At 24.0% G+C, this 21,449-nt stretch carries 21 protein-coding genes and 1 pseudogene; all 22 read right to left on the bottom strand.

The features are described from left to right. Positions 1-30: 30 nt before the first annotated feature. The 22 genes and pseudogenes from AACK92_RS02250 to AACK92_RS02145 all read right to left on the bottom strand — a co-directional run bounded on the left by AACK92_RS02250 (position 31) and on the right by AACK92_RS02145 (position 21,448). Entirely contained in the window at positions 31-378 is a 348-nt protein-coding gene (locus tag AACK92_RS02250; RefSeq protein ID WP_339021557.1) for a hypothetical protein, read from the bottom strand. Between the two features lie 504 nt (positions 379-882). After that, positions 883-1,104: a hypothetical protein gene (locus AACK92_RS02245; protein WP_339021556.1), complete on the bottom strand. Its 222-nt coding sequence runs from the start codon at positions 1,102-1,104 to the stop codon at positions 883-885. Between the two features lie 57 nt (positions 1,105-1,161). Beyond that, positions 1,162-1,290 (bottom strand): hypothetical protein, encoded by a 129-nt coding sequence (locus tag AACK92_RS02240; RefSeq protein WP_339021554.1) that lies wholly within the window; start codon positions 1,288-1,290, stop codon positions 1,162-1,164. A 120-nt stretch (positions 1,291-1,410) separates the two neighbouring features. Continuing rightward, positions 1,411-3,297 (bottom strand): hypothetical protein, encoded by a 1,887-nt coding sequence (locus AACK92_RS02235; RefSeq protein WP_339021552.1) that lies wholly within the window; start codon positions 3,295-3,297, stop codon positions 1,411-1,413. A gap of 110 nt (positions 3,298-3,407) precedes the next feature. Beyond that, entirely contained in the window at positions 3,408-3,698 is a 291-nt protein-coding gene (locus tag AACK92_RS02230; protein ID WP_339021550.1) for an MMB_0454 family protein, read from the bottom strand. A 26-nt stretch (positions 3,699-3,724) separates the two neighbouring features. Continuing rightward, positions 3,725-4,282 carry an elongation factor P gene (efp, locus tag AACK92_RS02225; protein WP_339021548.1) on the bottom strand — a complete coding sequence of 186 codons (558 nt, stop codon included), beginning with the start codon at positions 4,280-4,282 and terminating at the stop codon, positions 3,725-3,727. A gap of 114 nt (positions 4,283-4,396) precedes the next feature. Continuing rightward, a complete protein-coding gene (gene fmt / locus AACK92_RS02220) occupies positions 4,397-5,344 on the bottom strand; it encodes a methionyl-tRNA formyltransferase (protein ID WP_339021546.1) in 948 nt (315 codons plus the stop codon). Next, on the bottom strand, positions 5,337-7,424 hold the full coding sequence (locus AACK92_RS02215) for a DUF2779 domain-containing protein (RefSeq protein WP_339021544.1): 2,088 nt from the start codon (positions 7,422-7,424) through the stop codon (positions 5,337-5,339). Before AACK92_RS02215 ends, fmt begins: the two co-directional genes overlap by 8 nt. Before the next feature lie 41 nt (positions 7,425-7,465). Beyond that, positions 7,466-8,095, bottom strand: a complete 630-nt coding sequence (locus AACK92_RS02210) for a hypothetical protein (protein ID WP_339021543.1) — start codon at positions 8,093-8,095, stop codon at positions 7,466-7,468. A gap of 52 nt (positions 8,096-8,147) precedes the next feature. Then, positions 8,148-9,272, bottom strand: coding sequence for a tRNA 2-thiouridine(34) synthase MnmA (gene mnmA, locus AACK92_RS02205; RefSeq protein WP_339021541.1), 1,125 nt, complete (start codon positions 9,270-9,272; stop codon positions 8,148-8,150). A gap of 17 nt (positions 9,273-9,289) precedes the next feature. Beyond that, positions 9,290-10,495 (bottom strand): hypothetical protein, encoded by a 1,206-nt coding sequence (locus tag AACK92_RS02200; RefSeq protein WP_339021540.1) that lies wholly within the window; start codon positions 10,493-10,495, stop codon positions 9,290-9,292. 78 nt (positions 10,496-10,573) lie between these two features. Beyond that, complete coding sequence (gene dnaJ, locus AACK92_RS02195; protein WP_339021538.1) at positions 10,574-11,686, bottom strand: molecular chaperone DnaJ; 1,113 nt, start codon at positions 11,684-11,686, stop codon at positions 10,574-10,576. Between the two features lie 54 nt (positions 11,687-11,740). Beyond that, entirely contained in the window at positions 11,741-13,543 is a 1,803-nt protein-coding gene (gene dnaK / locus AACK92_RS02190; protein ID WP_339021537.1) for a molecular chaperone DnaK, read from the bottom strand. 33 nt (positions 13,544-13,576) lie between these two features. After that, positions 13,577-14,176 carry a nucleotide exchange factor GrpE gene (locus AACK92_RS02185; RefSeq protein ID WP_339021535.1) on the bottom strand — a complete coding sequence of 200 codons (600 nt, stop codon included), beginning with the start codon at positions 14,174-14,176 and terminating at the stop codon, positions 13,577-13,579. Positions 14,177-14,178: 2 nt separating this feature from the next. Further along, positions 14,179-15,198 carry a heat-inducible transcriptional repressor HrcA gene (gene hrcA / locus AACK92_RS02180; protein WP_339021533.1) on the bottom strand — a complete coding sequence of 340 codons (1,020 nt, stop codon included), beginning with the start codon at positions 15,196-15,198 and terminating at the stop codon, positions 14,179-14,181. 62 nt (positions 15,199-15,260) lie between these two features. Then, a complete protein-coding gene (locus AACK92_RS02175) occupies positions 15,261-17,408 on the bottom strand; it encodes an ATP-dependent Clp protease ATP-binding subunit (RefSeq protein ID WP_339021532.1) in 2,148 nt (715 codons plus the stop codon). A gap of 146 nt (positions 17,409-17,554) precedes the next feature. Continuing rightward, positions 17,555-18,109, bottom strand: a complete 555-nt coding sequence (locus tag AACK92_RS02170; RefSeq protein WP_339021531.1) for a hypothetical protein — start codon at positions 18,107-18,109, stop codon at positions 17,555-17,557. Positions 18,110-18,123: 14 nt separating this feature from the next. Beyond that, entirely contained in the window at positions 18,124-18,309 is a 186-nt protein-coding gene (locus AACK92_RS02165; RefSeq protein WP_339021530.1) for a hypothetical protein, read from the bottom strand. Positions 18,310-18,371: 62 nt separating this feature from the next. Next, a complete protein-coding gene (locus AACK92_RS02160) occupies positions 18,372-18,863 on the bottom strand; it encodes an isochorismatase family protein (RefSeq protein ID WP_339021529.1) in 492 nt (163 codons plus the stop codon). Between the two features lies 1 nt (position 18,864). Then, positions 18,865-19,344: a hypothetical protein gene (locus tag AACK92_RS02155; RefSeq protein ID WP_339021749.1), complete on the bottom strand. Its 480-nt coding sequence runs from the start codon at positions 19,342-19,344 to the stop codon at positions 18,865-18,867. A 114-nt stretch (positions 19,345-19,458) separates the two neighbouring features. Continuing rightward, positions 19,459-19,959 (bottom strand): annotated as a pseudogene (locus AACK92_RS02150) (radical SAM protein); the annotation flags it as partial. Next, positions 19,952-21,448 (bottom strand): MSC_0882 family membrane protein, encoded by a 1,497-nt coding sequence (locus AACK92_RS02145; RefSeq protein ID WP_339021528.1) that lies wholly within the window; start codon positions 21,446-21,448, stop codon positions 19,952-19,954. The pseudogene AACK92_RS02150 and the gene AACK92_RS02145, both read right to left, overlap by 8 nt. Position 21,449 lies beyond the last annotated feature (1 nt).

The following is a 21,449-nucleotide window of genomic DNA, read 5'->3' as shown; positions in this document are numbered from 1 at the left end:
AATATTGTTTATATTCAAGTTTTTAATTATTTATTTTCTTGACTTTTGGGTTATTTTTTTGTTGCCACTTCTTTTAAACCTTTTTGCTTTTGTGCTGTTTTTAATTTCACAGATTTTTTCCCAAAACCCATTATTTTCTTGATATTTTAATCTTTTATTAAGAATAAACTTTTGTTTATTGGGATAAGTCTTCAATCAAACAGTTATATTTGATGTTCCAGTTCTTTTTTTCAAATTATATCAAAAATTAAAATATTTATTTTTTGGATCTATAATTTCTTGCATAGAAAAAGTATGATCTAAGATTGTAAAAGTTTCTTGCAGCTCAGATTCTGGATTAAAATTTGGTTTTTTATCATATTCAACATGTTTTTGCAATTTAGAATTATCATTTGTTCTATCTTTTAATGATTCTTTTCTTGTTTTTCCATATAATTATTTTCAAAGTTTTTCTTTTTCTGCTTGTTCTTTTTCATAATCTCTTTTTATATTAAATGGTTTTATATCAAGAGTAGTAAAAGTTTTTGAATTTACTTGTTTAGAACTTTTTTCTTTTGCTTTATTTTTTTCTGCTTTCTCTAAAAGTTTTTGTTTTTTTAATTCTGCTTTACGAATTGCTTGAAGTTTTTTCTCTTCTACAAGTTTTCTTTTTTCCTCAATTCTTTTTTCCTCTGCAAGTTTTTTTCTTTTAATTCTTTTTGAGATAATTCTTTTGCTTCTTTTTCTTCTCTTATTTTTGCTTCCAAAAGCATTTTATCTAATGCACTCAATTGTTTTTTTTGTTTTTTAATTACTTTTTCTTTTTTAATTTCCTTAACCTATTTATTTTGCTGCTTTTTATCTTGATTTTCAGTTTCATTTAAATTTGAAATTTCAAAAGGTTTAAAAATTTCAGATCTTTGAATGATTTTTTTTCTCTTTATCTAAATCATTTACTTTTTTTAAAGAAGAATTTATATATGTTTTAAGATAACTTTGAAATTTTTTAAGATTTTCTTGAGTTTGATTAAATTGTATTTCTTTTGAATTTGGCAATGCTTTTCCAGTATGTTTTTCATATAAATAGCTTGATTCTTTTAATCATTTCTCTCTTTCAATTTTCATTAAAAAATTAATATACTCAACTAAAGTTTCTCTAAATTCAAAATCATAGCCTTCATACTATTTTGCAAATAACATTATAGTTTGACTATTTAATCTTTTTTCAATTAAACTTTTAATTCTATTTTTTACTTTTGGTGATAATAATTGAAAATCCTCTTCCAATTTTATTTGATTCTTTTTTGCCATTTTTTATCTCCTATTTCTTTTTAAACACTATCAAATGCATTTTCTTTATATTGACTTAAATTTAACTAAATTTATACAAAAAATGGACAAGTTTAAATAAATTCTTGTCCATGATTTTAACTATTCAATATTTTTTATAAATTTTTTAGTTATTTTTTCTACTCTTTCTTTACGTTTTTTCTCTTCTAATTGATGAATAAGTTCTGCTTTATCTTCAATTGCTTTATAATTTAGAGTAGCTGATTTTGCAACTTTTAATGATTTATCAAATAATTCGTCATCATGAACTTTTGTAAAGTAAGCTTTCATTTTTAATTCAGTACGTTTTATCATTTCTTGCTCATATCTAATTTGAGCATCAATTGATGCAATTTCTGTTCTATATCTTGCATCTCTTTCAAGACGTCTCTCACGCTCTAATTTTAAAACTGCAGCAACACGTTTTTCTTCTGATCTTTTTAAGTGTCTTTCTTTCATTAATTCAATTAATTTTTGACTCTCTTGTAATCTTCTTAATCTTTCTGTTTTTTCAATAGATTTTAGATTAAAGTCTTCACGTTTTTTTAATCTTCTTAATTCTCTAGCTTCTGCTAACCTTCTTGCTCGTACAACAATATAACTGTTTGCACGTTCAATTTTCACCATATTAATTCTATGACGACGCTCATTTCTTAATTCTCTTAAAAATTCTATTTTTTCTTTCATTTCATCAAAGACTTGGCCTTCTCTTTCATGAGAATCAACTAATTCTTGCATTATAGGTCTTTTTGACAAATCATAAGTCATTGGATAATAACCTACTGGATTTTCTTCATGATATGGTTTTGATTTAGAAATAGAACTTTTATATTCATATAAGCTTTTTTCTGATAAATCTTTTTTATCCTCATCAATATTAATTTCAAAAACTTCTTTTGAAAGAATATTTCTTTTTTCTGGATCAATTCCTTCATCTTTAATAGTATATTCTCTCTTTGCAAATACTTTATCAACTTTAGTATATTTTTTAGAATTTAAATTCTGTACTAAATGTTTTTCAAAAAATTCGCTTCCTAATTCAATAGGAGCAAGATTTTGACTTTCACTTTCAATTTGATTTTGGTCTATATGAATATTATTTTCTCTATTAAATTCTTCTCTTATCATATTTTCTCTTGCACTATATTCTTGCATTGTTGTTGCATTAGAGTATAATTTTAGATTTGAAATATTTTCATTTTCTTTTGTTTGCTCTTCTAATTTTATATTCTTTATTTCTTCTACACTTAATTTAGGTCGAACTTTTCCATCATTTATAAACTCCAATAAATTTGGATCTGGCACAACTTTTGAAACTACAATTTCAGTTTTTTCATCAGCAATAGGTTCTGAATTAGAAATTGAATTTGAAACTTCAATTCCCTCTTGCTTTATCTCTTTTTTTGGAGATACATTAAAAGCATTTTGTAAAATATTTGTTGGTTGACTTATAACTTTTTTATCTACACTACTACTTAATAAGTTTTCAATTTCATAAATATTTTGTCCACTTTTTGAAGCTGCTGTAAAATTAAATTGATCTTTTTTAACTTGACTAAGATATCCAGCTCTTGAAAGAATATTTTCTTTTGTATTTCTATTTGAAAAAATAACATTAGGAGAAAGTTTTTGCAATAAATCTTTTCTCTTCTCATCTGGAGACATTGAAACTGTTTTAATATTTAATCTGTCTTTTCAACCTGCAACACCAATTTCTTGTTTTCTTTTGCCATTTGCAAAATTATTTCAAAAGTGTTTAAAAATTCTATTAAATTCTCCTTCTCATAAATTAACTAAATTAGATCTTCTTGGATCATTTTTTGGTAATGAGTTAATTCTTTCAAATGATGAAATTAATTTTTTATAGTTATTATCTGTTTGTAAATTATATTTATTAATTAATGCTAATGCTTTTGGACCAAATTTTTGGTTTTTATATTCACTTGTACCAGGCTTTTTATTACTAGTTGTTTTTTTAGCTACGGCCATACCAAGTACCTCCATTTAAATACAAAATAATTATACACTATTTCTTTATATTTTAATAGCATAACACAATATATAATATATAGTATATAAAAAATAGGTTAATTTTAAACCTATTTTATAAATGCAAATGCTATGTTTTTTGGTTTAATTCCTAAGGTTTTATAAAAAGAATCATTAATTATTGAAGTTACTTTTGCACCATCCATAGAAAATAATCCTTTTTCCATAGTATAAATTCTAACAACAATAAATAAATTAGTTTCTTGATGAATACTTACTGAAGCTTGAATATCTCTAAATCCTTTTGCATTTGAACGAACATCAAATTCAATTATTTTGCTTAATATTTTTTCATCTATTTCTAGAAAACCTCTAGAATTTCTTTCTATAGAAATGTACATTTTCAATACCTCTATTATTCTATTTTTTAATTTGCTCTTCCAGAATATTTACCATCTGTTGTATTAATTAGGACTTTTTCTCCCTCTTTAATAAATAAAGGAACTGTAATTTCTAATCCTGTTTCAACTTTTGCTTTTTTTTGAGCACCACTAGTTGTATCGCCTTTTACAGCAGGTTCTGCTTCTACTATTGTAAGTTCAATTTTTTCAGGAATTGTAATTCCTAAAATTTCACCATTATATTCTGTCATTTTTACCATAATTCCATCAGTTATAAACTTAAGTTCTAACTCTAATTTTGATGATGCAATTTCAACTTGTTCATAAGTTTCAATGTTCATTAATACACAATTTTTTCCATCATTATATAAAAATTGCATATCTTTTTTTTCAATTAAAGCTTTTTCTACTTTTTCTCCACCTGTAAATGTAATTTCAACTCTAGCAGCAGTTCTAAGATTCTTAACTTTAACTGTTACTTTTCCTTGTTGTCTTCCTGTTTTAGAAAATGAGTTTTCCAAAACAACAAAAATATTTCCATCATATAAGAATGTATTTCCAGGTCTTAAATCGTTTACTGACATAAATTAATCTCCCTTTAGTATTTATAAGTAAATTATATATAAAAAAATATATATTTAGTAGATATTAACTTAATTAATTTTAAATATAAAAATGCTATTATATTTTTTTATTTACTATTCAAATTTAGTTCCTATTTTTATTAATGAATTAGGATCATAAAAAGTAGAAGCTTTTACCATATTTTTTCCTTGTCTTTGTAATTCCAAAATTTTTAGATAACCATTTGCTGTATTTACAATAATACCTTCTTTATCTATTAAAACAACTTCTCCTGTTGAAAATGTTTTATTAATTGTTATTAAATTCTCTTTATCTTTAATAACTCTAGATTTTTTAATTTTTATTCTTTCATTATTAAAAAAAGTAAATGCTATAGGTTTAGGACTTAAAGCTCTTATAAAATTATTGATTTCAACAGCAGATTTATTTCAATTAATTTTTTCTTCTTCATTTTTTAAATTATATGCAAAAGTAACTTTACTTTCATCTTGTTTTTGTCCAACTAATTTTCCATCAAATATAGCCATTAATTTTTCTTTAATCATTTTTTTTCCAAGAATTGCCATTTTTTCAAATAAAGTAGCTGAATCATCATTTTCATCAATATCTATTTCTTCTTGATAATAAACTTCTCCTGCATCCATTTTTTTAACCATTTTCATTAAAGAAATACCTGTTTTTTTATCTCCATTCATAATTGCAAACTGAATAGGACTTCCTCCTCGATATTTTGGCAAAATACTTGCATGAGTATTTATACAATTTTTAAATATGTTTAAAATTGAATCACTAATAAATTGACCATAAGCACAAGTTAACATAAAATCTGGTTTTAAATCTTTTAATTGATCTTCAATTTCAGATATTTTATAAGGTTGAAATAATTTATATTTTTTTGTTAAACAATATTCTTTTACTTCAGAGAATTTTATTTCTTTTTTTCGTCCAACTTGTTTATCTGGTTGAGTAATTACACCTACAATTTCTACATTTATTTTTTCTAATGCTTTTAAAATTTCAACAGAGATTTGAGGTGTTCCACAAAATACTACTTTATACATTTTTCTCTTCCTCCAATAATCTATTAATATCTTTCATAAAATCAGGATTATATTGTTTTACAATATCTACAATCTTTTGCAATACTACAATCATAGCAAGTGTATCTCTGTCACAATATTTAAGCATATCTTCTTTCAAGATAACTTCATATTCTTGCTGATTAATTACATTGTCCAAAAATTGTCTAAAAGTTTGACTTGCTTTATCTCCTTTATTTATTTTTAAATCTTTATAACTTAATGAATGATCAAGTGCTGGTTGAGTTTTTTTAATTGAATATGATCCTCTAAAATCAGGATGATAAATAATTCAATTATTTTTTCCTTTTTTAAAAAATTCCATTAAATCAATCGTGTTATTATAAATAAATTCTAAAGGAGCTGAAAAATCAGGATAAGAATATATTAAATTTTTAATAACACTTCTTTCAAATGATTTATTATAAGCAACATATATTCCAGGTCCATAAGCAAAGCAATCTTTTATAAAATTAAATAAAAATTCTGGTATTGGATCTTCTTGTTTATTTGCAATAAAGTTTGAGTGCTCCATTGTATTTTTTGAATCATTAAAATCATAATTAGGATTATTTATTACATGAATAGAATATTGAAATGGTATTTGTTCATAAGATCATGAATTATCATATTTGGGAACAGCTCATTTAACTGTTTCAAAATCATACATATAAACAGGATATTTATAATAATCTTTTAATAAATTAATTAAAGTATCATAAGCATTTTCTTTAATAATTTCTTTAGATGAAAGAAATCCTTTTTTTAAATAACTTTGAACATTTTGCAAAATTCTTAACTCATCTTGACCAAATAAAAGTTTATCTTTTTCAAAAAAAATACTATCTGTAAAATTATTAATATTTTCAATATAAATACTATCTGGTTTTCTAGAATGAATAATAGCTGCATTTGATTTAAATCTTGTTAATTCATATAAATTAAATTTTTCTTTATCATAATAAGAAACAATATGATAACAAATAGATTTTTTCATTTTATAGGATTTTTTAGCATATTCAAAAGCTACTTTTTCACACTCAATATTAAAAATATTTTTGGAATCTTGAAGATATTTTGAAATTTCTAAGATTTTTTCATCAAAATCAAAACCATTCTCTTCCATACAAATTATCATTTCATTAATACCAATATTTTTTTTAGAAGTTTCTAATTTTGTTGTTATTCTTATTAGTTCTTTATAATTTAAATCTGACTCATCACTTTTTGGAATAAACAAATTTTTTAAAAAAGGTTTTATATCTTTTTCAAAATCTAATTTTCTTGAAATTATAGAGAAATTTGTTCTATTTTCATCTATACCAATTCCTCTTACATAATTTTTATTTATTAAACCAATTTTTACATCATCAACAATATATCCATTTTTTTCAAGAACTTTTTTTTGATACATTACATCAAAAAAATGAACTATTTTAGAAGTTGTTGAAGCTTTAAATTCAATTATTGTCACATGTCTATTTCCATGATTAATAAGAATATCACATCTTACTTTTAACATTTCATTCATATATTCAAATGAAGGTTCAAACAAATATTTAATCTTATTACCTTTTAACGCTTCTTTAGTTTCTTCAATACTTTCCTGATAAGTTTTTTCTTGAAAATCTAAATATTCATAATTAGTTTTGTTTTTTAAATTTTCTTTATAAAGTTCTTCTATAAAATATTCTCTTGCTGCATCTCCAACTGCATTACCATCAACTATAGTTTCAGCTGGAAGTCCAGAAATTTCAAATCCATTTATATCTTCCATTTGTTTTATAAGTATTTCTTTTTGAGCAAGTTCTGATTTTGTTAATTCATGATCACTTTTTTCTAAAAGATTTGAATATAAATCTAGAGCATTAAAACCAGATGAAGTATCTCAATCTTCATCACTGTCAAGAGAAACTTTATAATGGGTTTCAATTATTTTTTTCTTTTTTAAATCAATTACACGCTTAAAGTTATCAATACTATAAAAGATTCAAGCTATTTTAGGACATTCACTCATATATCTTTTAAAATCTTCTTTTGAAACTTTTATATTATTTTTCATTTTTTCACCTCTTTTAAACAAAAAAACATATTTTAAATATGTTATTTATTTCTTCTTGGTATGAACTTAACTGTTGTTGCTTTAATTGCTTTATCCATTTGAAGATTAGCATCTTTATTTTCTTTTTGATTTTTTTTCTCTTCTTTAATATTTTTCATTTCTTCTTTAATTTGAATTTTATGTTCAATAGCTTTTTCTTTTTCTTCTTTTTTTAATACAACTTTTTCTTGTTTTGTAAGTTTTACTTTTTTTTCAGCTATAGCTATTCTTCTTTTTGTATTTTCAAGATCTATTTCACCATTAACTTGTCATGCAGTTACATAATTATTTTTTCCAGACTTTGTAGTTATACCTTCTACTTCATAAGCATTAGTAGATATTAATTTGTTTGTTTTTGGTTCATACATTTGAACTACAACATCAAATACGTCTCTATATTTATATTCTGGACCTTTTCTTGCATAAACTTTTTCATATTCCACTTTAATATTTTTAATATTTTGACTTTTTGCAAGATAATTTTTGATTTCTTCTTTAACAACTTTTTTTCTTTTTTGTTGTTCAACTTTTTGTGCTTTTTTACTTGTTATTGATGAAACAATAACAAATACTAAAACAACTAGCACTACAACTCCAATAACTATTGTACTTATACTACTACTTAATATCATGCAAAATTCCTCTTTCTTAAAATCATATTAATTTTAACTTATTTTTTACTAATTATTTAAAAACTTTATCAATAACTCCCCCACCAAGACATAGTTCATTTAAATATAATACTGCTTGTTGCCCTTCTGTTACAGCTCTTACTGGTTCTTTATAAGTTATTAATATTTTATCCTTTTTTAACACTTCTACTTCAACTTTTATATCTTTTTGTCTATATCTAAACTTTGCACTACATTCAAATTTATTATCTTTAAAATAATTTTTACAACTTGATATAAAATTGAATTTTTCAATTATACAGCTTTTAGATTCTAAATAATTTTCATCACTTAAAGGTGCTACATAAAGTATTTTATTTTCTATATCTTTTTTAGCTACATAATACGGTTCTTTTTGACCCCCAAGATTTAAACCTTTTCTTTGTCCAATTGTATAATACATTACGCCAATATGTTCTGCAATTTTCTTATTTGTTTTTATATAAACAATATCTCCTGGTTGATTTGGAATATAATTTTGTAAAAATTTTGTAAAATTTCTTTCACCAATAAAACAAATTCCTGTAGAATCTTTTTTTTCAGCTGTAATTAATTTATATTTTTTTGCAATTTCTCTTATTTGACTTTTTTCAAAAGCTTGTAAAGGAAATAAAGTTTTAGAAAGTTGGTTTTGATTTAATTCACATAAAAAATAACTTTGATCTTTATTATCATCCATGCCTCTTATTAATTCAAATTCATTTGTTTTTTTATTTACTCTAACTCCAGCATAATGTCCCATTGCTATATAATCTGCACCTAATTCATTAATTGCATAATCTAAAAATTTATCAAATTTAATATACTTATTACATAAAATATCAGGATTTGGTGTTCTTCCCTTTTTATATTCTTTAACAAAATATTCAAAAACAAAGTCTCAATATTCTTTAATAAAATCTATTCTATGAATTTTTATATTTAACTTTTCTGCCACTTTTTTAGCATCTAGATAATCTTGTTCTTGAGGACAAATATTTGTTTGCAAATTATTTCCTAGAATGTCATTATTTAAGTTACTATCTCAATTTCTCATAAATATTCCCTCAACTTCATAACCTTTTTCTAATAATATAGCTGCTGTAACAGAAGAATCTACTCCACCGCTAAGACCAACAATAACTTTTTTATTTTTCATAATTTTCGCCTTATTTTTTATTTTTTCTTATTATCTACTTTTGCTAAATTTTCAGCGTCATTAAAATTGTCAAATCAATTTTCATAAAAATCAAAATCTATAGAAGAATTTAATAAAGAGGATTTTTTATTCATTTTTGCATTTTTTTGTAAACTTTCCAACAGTTCAGTTGTTTCTCCATTTTCATCAAAAAATATTTCTTTTATTTTTTTCTTTTCTAATTCAAGATTTCTTATAGCTTTTTCAAGATCATCTATAGTATTTGCTAAAGTATAATCTAAGTTATTTACTACAGGAATTGAATAATTATTATTTTCCTCTTTAATAAATTTTTTAAGATCTTCTGTATTCATTTCATTATAAAGAGTTTTTTTGTTAATTTGATTTATTAATGAATTATCATTATTTTGTTTATAATTTTCATTATTGAATTTTACTGTAATATTTTTTTCATTTTCTTTTACAAATTTTTTTACATAATTATTACTAATTTTGCTATTTTCAATTTTTTGAGATTTTATTTCATTTAAAGATTTTAAAAATGAATTATTTAAATCCTGTTTTTCTAATTTTTCCTTAGAATCTAAATTTTGATTTGTAAAAGTTTGTTCTTTTAATTTATTTAAAATCTTTGGCACTTCCATTTCTTTTTTACTTTCTGGTTTTTTTAATAATTGTTTATTAATAGAAAATATTTGTTTTTTAATTCTATTAATTTTTGCTTCAAGAGAATTTTTTATTATTTTTCAATTTTCAGATTTAAAATTATTTTCCTTTTTAACAAGATTATAATTCTTAAAATTATTATGAGGTTTTAAATCAACATTTAATTTATTAAGCAAAAAATCTTTATCTCTTTGCTCTTGTTGATAACTTAATAATCTCATATTTATAATTTCTTTTCTCATATTTGAATTTTTTGGTTTAATCATTTTATCTACTAAATTAATTGATTCAAATCTTTTATTTTCTATATCACTTTTATTAAAACTTAAATCACCTTGATTATTTGGACTAAAAAAATGAGAATTAGCATTTTGAACAAAATCAATTTTTGAGGTTTTTTTTTCTTTAAATGAAATTGTTTTATCAAAATCTAAATATGTTAATTCATCTGAATTTTCTTCAAATCAAATACTTTTTGAAGGAAAATCTAATATAGTATCTTCAATTTCATCTTGTAAGTTTTTTTTAATTTTTAGAACTTTAATTTTTTCAGACATAAAAACCTCCACTCATTGATTATACAATAATTAATTTAAATCAAAATAAATACTTTTGACAAAAAAATAACCCTAAGGTTATTCTTCTAAATTATTTGTAACTTTAAAATCAGTTGATTTTAAAATATTTTCTAGTTTTTCTTTTTCATTTTTATCAATTTCTTTTGGAATAACTATATTTACTTGTAATAATAAATTACCTCTATGCGATGATTTAACACCTTTGTATAAACCATGATTTTTTACATTTATAATTTCCCCATTTTTAATACCTTTTGGAATTTTTATATTAATATTTCCATCTAAAGTTTTAATTGAGATTTCATTTGCCAAAAGAGCATCTAAATAACTAATATCAAATTTAAATTTAATATCAAAATCATTAACTATAGTAACGTTTCTTGAAGCTTTTAAATGAACGTCTACGTATAAATGACCACGTTCTCCTCCTTCAATAGAATAATTACCAGCATTTCTTAAAACAATTTGTTGATCTGGTGCTAAGCCTTTTGGTATTGGCATTATAACTTTTTCTTTTTTAATTACTGTTCCATCACCTCTACAACTTTTACATGGATTTTTATTTTCTTTTCCATTTCCTTTACATTTTGGACAAGTTTGTTGAGTTTGGAATTTAGCAATACCCATATCTTGTAATATTGTAACTACTCCATGACCCTTACATACTTCACATTCTACTATATCAGATTTACTTTTTGCTCCAATTCCATCACAATCATCACATTTAGAAATTAAATCTAAATCAATTTCTTTATCTACTCCAAATAATAATTCTTTAAGTTTCAAACTAACACTTATTACAATATCTTTACCTCTTGATGATCGCTTTCTAGAAGAGCCTCCTCTTCCTCCAAAAAAATTAGAGAAAATATCTGAGAAAAAATCACTTGCTCCACCCATATTTGAGAAAAAGTCTCCAAATCCACCACCAAAACCAGAACCCATATCGTTTAGACATTCATGACCAAATTGATCATAGGCTTGACGCTTATTTGCATCTAAAAGTACCTCAGCTGCTTCAGTAGCTTCTTTAAATTTTTCTTCTGCATTTGGTTCTTTACAAATATCGGGATGGTATTTTTTAGCTAATTTACGATAAGCTTTTTTTATTTCATCCTCTGATGCTGATTTTACAATACCTAAGATTTCATAATAATCTCTTTTAGCCATAAATACACCTCATTTCTATCTTTAAAAAACAACTACTAACAGTTTTTTTTAAAATTATTTAGATTCTTTATCTTTATCTTCTTCTATTGAATCTTCTTTTTTAGGTTCAGATTGTGCTTGTTGCGCTTGTTGCGCTGCTATTTCTGAAGCCATTTTCATTGCTTGTTCTAATTCATTCATTTTTTTCTCTAAAGCTTCATAATCTTCTTTAGCAATTAATTCACGAATTTCTTTTGCCATATCTTCTGATTGTTTTTTTTGCTCTTCATTCATTGAAGTACCTGCGTCTTTTATTGAAGATTCAATTATATTTAAGTAACTTTCAGATTTATTTTTTAATTCGATATTTTTACGTTTTTTATTATCAGCTTCCTGATTCTCTTCTGCTTCTTTTACCATTTTTGCAATTTCTGCATCTGATAAACTTCCTGAGTTTGAAATTGTAATAGTTTTTTCTTCATTAGTAGCTTTATCTTTTGCAGTAACAGATACAATTCCATTAACATCGATTTTAAAAGTAACTTCAATTTGAGGTGTTCCTTTTGGAGCTGGTTTAATTCCTGATAATTGGAATTGTCCTAATGACTTGTTATCAGCTGCCATTGGTCTTTCACCTTGTAAAACATTAATATCAACTGCTGGTTGATTATCAACTGCTGTTGAGAAAACTTGTGATTTTTCTGTTGGAATTGTTGTATTTCTTTGAATTAATGGTGTCATAACTCCACCCATTGTTTCAATACCCAAAGTTAATGGTGTAACATCTAATAATAAAACATCTGTTACATCTCCAGCTAAAACTCCACCTTGAATAGCTGCTCCCATAGCAACAACTTCATCTGGGTTAATAGTTCTATTTGGTTCTTTTCCTAATAATGATTTAACTAACTCTTGAACTGCTGGAATTCTTGTTGATCCTCCAACTAAAAGAACTTGATCAATTTCAGTTGATTTTAATTTTGCTTCTTTCATAGCATCTTCAACTGGTTTTCTTGTTCTTTCAACTAAATCTTTAGACATTTTCTCAAATTCTGCTCTTGATAATTTAGTTGAGAAGTTAACTGGTCCATTTTCATTCATTGCAATAAATGGTAAATTAATTTCAGTTTCAACTTGACTTGATAAATTAATTTTTGCTTTTTCAGCTTCTTCTTTAAATCTTTGTAAAGCCATTTTATCTTTAGATAAGTCTATATTATGTTCTTTTTTTATTTCAGCACTTATTCAGTCCATAATTTTTTGGTCAAAATCATCTCCACCTAATTCATTATCTCCTGATGTTGCTAAAACATCATAAGTTCCATCAGCTAATTCTAATAATGAAACGTCAAATGTTCCTCCACCCAAATCGTAAACTAGAACTTTCATTTCTTTATCTTGTTTATCAATTCCATATGCTAATGCTGCAGCTGTAGGTTCATTAATAATTCTTTCAACTTCTAAACCAGCTATTTTACCAGCATCTTTTGTAGCTTTTCTTTGTGCATCATTGAAATATGCAGGAACTGTAATTACAGCTTTTGTAATTTTAGATCCTATTTTATCTTCAGCATATTTTTTTAAATATCTTAAAATTTCAGCAGAAATTTGTTCAGGAGTATAGTCTTTCCCTTCCAAATTTCTTTTTTTAGTTGTTCCAATATCACGTTTTATTGATATTGCAGTATTTGGATTAGTAACTGATTGTCTTTTAGCAGCTCCCCCAACAATAATATCACTATTTTTAAAAGCAACAACAGATGGTGTAGTTCTTTGACCTTCTGGGTTTTCAAGAACCATTGGTTGACCACCCTCCATAATAGCTACACATGAGTTTGTAGTTCCTAAATCTATTCCTATAATTCTTTCTTTTGCCATAATTTTTATCTCCTTTTTTTATTTAATTTTTAATTATTCTGCTACTTTAACAGCAACATGTTTTATAACTCTATCGTGTAATTTATATCCATTTGAAACAATAATTACAATTTTTCCTGTTTCAAATTCATCTGATTTTATTTGTTCAATTGCTGAATGTAATTCAGGATTAAAATCATCTCCAGGTTTTACATCTATCATTGAAACACCAGCATTTGTTAAACCTTGATCTATTTGATTTATAATCATTTCAAATCCCATTAAATAATTTTTAATTTCAGGATTATCTGGAGTTGATTTTAAAACTCCTCTAAACATATCAATAGCTGGTATTAATTCTGAAGCTAATTTTTCTCCACCATATTTTCTAACTAAAATACTTTCATTTTGAAATCTTCTAACTGTATTTTGATTATCAGCAATTGCTATTAATTTTGCTTCTTTTAATCTTGCAATTTCTTCATTTAAAGCTACAAATTCTAATTCTAACTTTTCAATTGCAGAAAGCTCTTCTTCTTCTTCTTCTTCTTTTTTATTTTCTTTACTTTCCTTTGTTTGTTTTGATTTTACTTTCAGTTCTTTTTTAACACTTTCAAATAAATTCAAAATTTCTTTTTGTTTTTCTTTTTCCATTATTATTCTCCTTCCAATAAAAATTTTTCTTCAATTTTATTGCTAATTCATTCTAAAAGTTTTGATACTTTATCGTATTCAATTCTTTTAGGACCAACTAGTACTAACGCACCTTTCCCCCCAACTTTAGTGGGGAAGTTAGTACCAATAACAGCTATATCATCATTTTCATTGCCTGTTTCTAATCCAATAGCTACAACAGGTTTATTTGTTTTGCTTTGATAATTAAATCAAGCAAAAGGAGAAGCATTTTCAATAAATTCAATAATATTTTTAATTTTATTTGGATCATTGAACTCTGGATTTTCCAATAAATATTTAACACCTCTTGTTTTTGATTTATTAGAATCTGTATGAATCAAAGCACCTACTAATGTTTGCAAAATAAACTCATATTTTTTAACTTGTAATTTCAATACAGGTATAATTGCTTGCGATTTAGTTTGAATTTCAGATATTTTTGAATTAACTAATCTTTCATTAAATAAATCAATAGATAATTTTAATTCTTCTAATGAAACTGATTCTAAATTTATTGTTTTATTTTGAATTGTTCCATTTGAAATAATAAAGATTACTATAGCAGATTTAGATGAAATTGGAACAAGTTCAACTTTTGATAGTAGTAACTCATCATTTTGCTCAGAAGTTGCCACAACAGTTGCTAACTTTGTCATTTCACTTAAGATTAAGGAAGTTTGTTCTAAAATCTCATCAATTGTAGCTCCTCTTTTTTTAAAAATTTCATTTATTTGTAATTTAATATCATCAATATTATTTGATTCCATTAAATTATCAACATAATATCTGTAACCTTTTGTTGATGGAACTCTTCCTGAAGAAGTATGAGCTTTTTCCAAAAATCCTTTTTCTTCTAAAAATGCCGATTCATTTCTAATTGTTGCAGAAGAAACTTCTATTGTTAACACTTCTTGAATTCTTTTAGATCCAACTGGTAATGCCGTTTTAATATATTCTTCAATAATTGATTTTAATATCAATTCTTGACGCTCTGTTAACACTTAAAAACACCTCCATAACAATACATATCTAGTTTATCAATAGCACTCTTAATAATCAAGTGCTAATTTAATTTATTTGAAGTTGTTATAATAAATTTTCCATCATTTACATCAACTACATAATTTCTTTTTGGTTCCATTTCTCCCCCAACTATTGCTCTTGCAATTAAAATTTCTATATTTCTTTCAATATATCTCTTAATTGGACGAGCTCCATAAAGTTGATCGTATCCTTCATCCAAAATTTTTTGAATTGTTTGTTCTGTAAAATTTAAAATATATTCATTTGTTAAAAGAACTCTTTCTTTTAATTCATCAAGTGTCTTTAAGATAATTTCTTTAATTACTTCTTTTGATAATGAATTAAAATTTACAATATTATCAATTCTATTTAAAAATTCAGGTCTAAAGAATTGCTTTAGTTTTTCATTTAAAATATCTTGATCTATTAATTCTGATGGAGTTGAAATTAAATAATCAGAACCAATATTTGAAGTCATAATAATAATTGTATTTTTAAAATCAATTGTTTTTCCAAGCGAATCAGTAACTCTACCATCATCTAGTATTTGTAAAAAAATATTAAATACATCAGGATGTGCTTTTTCTACTTCATCAAATAATAATATTGAATAAGGTGCTCTTCTAACTGCTTCAGTTAATTTACCCCCTTCTTCATAACCAATATATCCTGGAGGAGATCCTAATAATTTAGAAACTGAATGTTTTTCCATATATTCAGACATATCAAAACGTAACATTTTTCTTTCACTTCCAAATAAATTTCTTGCAAGTGATTTTGCAACTTCAGTTTTACCAACACCTGTAGGACCTAAAAATAAGAAACTTCCAATTGGTTTATTTGGATTTTTAATACCACTTCTACTTCTGATAATTGCATCAGATACTAATTCAATTGCTTGATTTTGACCCTTAACCATTTTTTTCAATTGCATATTTAATCCTAAAAGTTTTTGTTTTTCACTTTCTATTAAATTTTCCATTTCAATTCCAGTTCATCTAGATACAATTGATGCAATTTCATTTTCTGTTACTTCTTCTGATATCAACTTTTCTTTATTAGTATTTAAAGCTGTTTCTAGTTGTTTTTCTAAAGCTGGCAGTAAAGAATATTGTATTTCTCCTGCTCTTTGATAATTAGCTTGACTTTGTGCTTGCTCTAATTCAATTTTTAAAGAATCTATTGTTGATCTAAATTGATTAATTTTCTCTAAAGATTTTTTTTCAGCATTTCATTTATCATTAAATTCTGTTTGTTTTTTCTTTAATATATTTAATTCTTTTTCAGCTTGATCTAATCTTTCTTGAGATTTCTCATCTTTTTCCTTTGAAAGAGCAGCTTTTTCAATCTCTAATTGCATAACTTTTCTATCAATTTGATATAACTCTGTAGGAACTGATGCAAGTTCTGTTTTTATTGTTGCACTTGCTTCATCAACTAAATCAATTGCTTTGTCTGGTAAGAATCTATCTGAAATATATCTATCACTTAATTGTGCTGCTGCAACCAATGCATTATCATGAATTCTAACTCCATGATAAGTTTCAAATCTTTCTTTTAAACCTCTTAAAATTGATATTGTTTCTTCAATTGTTGGTTCACTAACAATTACCTTTTGAAATCTTCTTTCAAGTGCTGCATCTTTTTCAATATATTCTCTGTATTCTTTTAAAGTTGTAGCTCCAATAACTTTAATTCCACCTCTAGCAAGTGAAGGTTTTAATAGATTAGAAACATCCATTCCTCCTCCATTTCCAGTTTTTCCTGCTCCAACTATTAAGTGAAGTTCATCAATAAATAAAATTACTTGACCTTCTTCTTTTTGAATTGCATTTACAATACCTTTAATTCTTGCTTCATAATCTCCTAAAAAACTTGCTCCTGCCATAACACTTCCCATATCTAATTCAAGAATTCTTTTATCTTTTAATACGCTAGGAATATCTCCCTTGTTAATTCTTTGAGCTAAACCTTCTGCTATAGCTGTTTTACCAACTCCTGGTTCTCCTATAAGAACTGGATTATTTTTTGTTTTTCTACTTAAAATTCTAATTACTCTCATAATCTCATCATCTCTACCAATGATAGGATCTATTTTTCCTTCTTTTGCATCCATAGTTAAATCTCTTGTATATTTATTTAATATTTCTGGATCATTTAAAGTATTAGGTTTTTGTGTAAAATCCATAAAATTTCCTCCTTTTTTATTAGCACTCTATAACCTTATTTGCTAATCATTATTATAATACATCTTGTTTTAGCAATGTCAATATCAAAGTGCTAATTTAATTAAAAAAATATTAAAAAAAACACTTTGAAAATAGTGTTTTTTAATTAATTCATTTTTTTTCTAGATAAATTTTGTTCTACAAATATACAAAACAATTGCATAAATGTTAAATACGATAATTTAGCTTTTTCTTTTAAATTTAATTTTGAACTATTTTTAATAACTTTTGCTTGCAAAAGCATCATATTTATTGGTAAATATTTAAATAAATCTATTTTAATTTTTTCTCTCAATTTAACAAAGTCTTCTATATTATTAGATTTTAAAACTAAGTCTAAAATCTCTCTTTGATTTTCATTTAATAATACAAAAGAATCTTCATTATCTTCTCTAAAATCATACATTAGAAGTAAAAGTTTATAATTTATTTCTGTTTCTTTTCTTTTTGATTTTATTTTTAAAGTTTGATTTGTATTCAATTTTAATCAAATATTTGAATTATATCTTAATTGAGCTAAAAAAACTTGTTTTAAAATAAATATTTTTTGCAGTAATTTAAAACCATTTTCATTTTTAAATTTACTAGAAAAAAACATTGTTGTTCAATAAGATATTTTCTCTGTTAATTTTCATAAAACAAAATTTGTTTTAAAATCCAATTCAAGCTCTTTAACTAAATCTTTAAAACAATTTTTTTAATAGCTTTAGAAAAAAGTAAATCATATTTCTGTTCTATTTTTACTTGAGGTTGATTTAAAAAATTGTAGATTATATCTTTAAAATTTGCTATTTCTTTCTCACTTGCAATTTTTGAGAAAATTAAATTACTCTCATCTTTATTAATTATTTCTTTAATCATAAATTTTCCTCCATACTAATTAATTGACTGTTTTTTTTTTTTTTTTAAAAAAAAAAAAAAAACTAACTTTTTAATTTTTTTGAAAGATCAAAATTTATAAAAGCATTATATCCTTTTTTAATTGCATCATCATAAGTTGCTTGAACACATACATCTAATGCAAGTCCACAAATTTCTAAATCTAATATATTATTTTTCTTTAATCACAAGTCAAGATTAGATTCGACTTCTAAATCTTGGGATATATAAAATGCTGAGTAACTATCATAGTTTAATTCAGTACCTTTTTTAATAAACAAATCTACTTTTGAAGAATCAACATAAAATTCTGCTCCCTTTGAATTAACAAGACAGTGCTCTCCTCATTGAGAAAAAGAAATATGATTTTTAGGATGAAAATCTCCTGAAAAAATTACTAAATTATTATTATTTTTATATTCTATAATTCTTTTTTCAATATTTTTTTTAATATTTTCTCCATTAGGAACATATAATTTTCCTTTAGGATCTGCAAAATCATATTGATAATCTACTACTATTAAAGCTTTTTTCATATTATAAAAAATCTATTAATATCTCATTTAAGATATTAAATCCTCTTTCTGTGCATTTTAGTTTATTATTTGATATTTCCAATAAATTACTATTAATTTTTTCTTTAATAATTTGCTCATAAAATTTATAAACTTTTTGATTGGTTTCTAATGTTAAATCTATTCCTTCAACTAATCTTAATCCCATCATAATTATTTTAAAATAATAATCATTTTTAGTTAAAAGTTGAAATTGCTTTTTATAGCTTAAAATGTTTCCTTCATTTTTAGTCAAATAATATTTACCCTCTTTTTGTTCAAAACCAGTTGCATCTATTCCAACACCTGCAAAAATAGAGTTATTTCAATAAGTTATATTATGAAAAGATTTACTCTCTTGTTTTAAAGCATAATTAGATATTTCATATCTAATATAGCCTAACTTTTCTAATCATTCATTTACTATTTCATCAAATAATTCATCATTTTCTGGAACTTTCATTTTTTTTCTACCTCAAACTGAATTTTCTTTCATTATTAATGAATATCAAGAAATATGATCTGGTTTTAGTTTTTCAATATAACCTAAATCTATATAAATGTTCTTTCTTGTTTGATCATATAAGTTATACATTAAATCAATACTTACATTTTTAAAACCTACTTTTCTTATTAGTTTATATGCTTCAATTGCAATAGAATTATCATGAATTCTTCCAATTTTTTTTAATAATTCATTATCAAAAGTTTGAACTCCCATACTAATTCTATTTATATTATATTTTTTATAAATCTTTAATTTTTCTTAAGTTACTGATTCAGGATTTAATTCTATTGAATATTCAAAATTTTTCTTTTCAGTATATTTTGACAAAATTTCACACATTCTAATAGTTTGTTCATGATTTAAACAACTTGGAGTTCCCCCACCTATATAAATACTTTGAATATCATCTAATCTATTTTTATAAGAATCTAATTCATCTTGAAGCTTATCAAGATATTTCTCAATAATTTTTGGATCTTGAGGCTTTTTAACTTTAACAAAATCACAATAAAAGCAAATATGTTCACAAAAAGGAATGTGAACATATAAACTATTAATTTTTCTATCCATTAGCTACTGTTCCTCAAGGTTTAAGTGAAAGACCTCTTTTTTTTCTAATAATTAGTCAAGGAATAACAATTAAAAATAATATAATTGCTAATGTTATAAAGAAAATAATCATACATATTTTATTTGCTCTTTTTCTAATTTCTTTAATTTCTTGTTGAGGAATTATTTCATAGCCATAATAACCTATAATATTATTTTTTCTAGTTCTAGTTGTAACAATATTTAAGATATGAATTGTTAAAGTTACAAATAGAACAATTATATTAGTTTGAATTTCTGAGTTTAATGATTTTAACTGAATTTTTCAAAATAGGAAATAAAATGTTTCAACTTGACTTTGAAGTCCATACATAATACCAAGAGAAATAGCTCCAAAAATATATATGCAAAAAGCAATTCAATTTAAATACACTGCTCTTGATATTAAACTTCTATAGTTTCTTGTTATAAAATAAGGAACTGACTCTTTTCCGTAATATAAATCTCTTGAATACTTTTTAACGTTAGAAAAAATAAATCCAAAATCTGTAAGACTTATAGCAAAAAAACCTAATGAAAATATTAATAGTAAAATTGAGAAAAATGGATACATTACTTGATCACGCTTAACTCCAATATAAGTTCCATTATTTCCAGCTTTATAAAAAATAGCTAACATTATAGATGAAGTAACTATTCCAACTAATCCTATTAAAAAGATTAAAAAGATTCTTAATTTTTCACTTCTTACTTCTTTTCCAATTTCTTTTGGCATCATTCTTGCTGACTTATATCTTTGAGTGTAAGTACTTTTATCATATGGATTATAATTGTTTGAACTTACTGGTGCATAATCTATTTCTGGATTATAACCATATGGAGAGTTTTGATTATAAAATTGATTATTATTTGAAAAATCATTATAACCATAATGCATATTATTATTAGGTACATTATAATTTTCATATAAAGGTCTATTATAATTTTTATTTCTTTGAATATTATTCATATGATTATTTGGAGAATAAACCATTCTATTATATTGATTTTCATCTCTAAAATTTCCATAATCAATTCTTGAATTATTCTCAAAATCTAAATATTCCTGTTTTAAATTATTATTATATTGATTTGGGTAATTATTATAATTATTTACATTTTGAAATTGTTGAGGTTTTTGATACATCTGTTGATTTTGATATTGCATTTGATTATTTTGTAAATACGGACTATTAATTAATTCAGGTCTATTTGCACCATTATTTTCACTTCTATTATATTGAGGAATATTTTGAACTTGATCATAATAACTGTTTTCAAAATTTCTTTGTCTTGGTATTATATAACCTTCATTTTTTGATTCAATCAAATTTTTTTGATACATTGCTGTTTCATTTTGATAATTTGGATTTTTATAAGGATTTTGATTTAAATCAAAATTTCCAACATTTTGTTGGTTATCATTTTGATTTAAATTTTCTTTTTTAAAAGGATTAAATAATCCACTCATA

It is taken from the genome of Spiroplasma endosymbiont of Atherix ibis (assembly GCF_964020005.1).
Lineage (GTDB): Bacteria > Bacillota_I > Bacilli_A > Mycoplasmatales > Mycoplasmataceae > Spiroplasma_A.
This window is presented reverse-complemented; position numbering and strand designations above follow the sequence as displayed.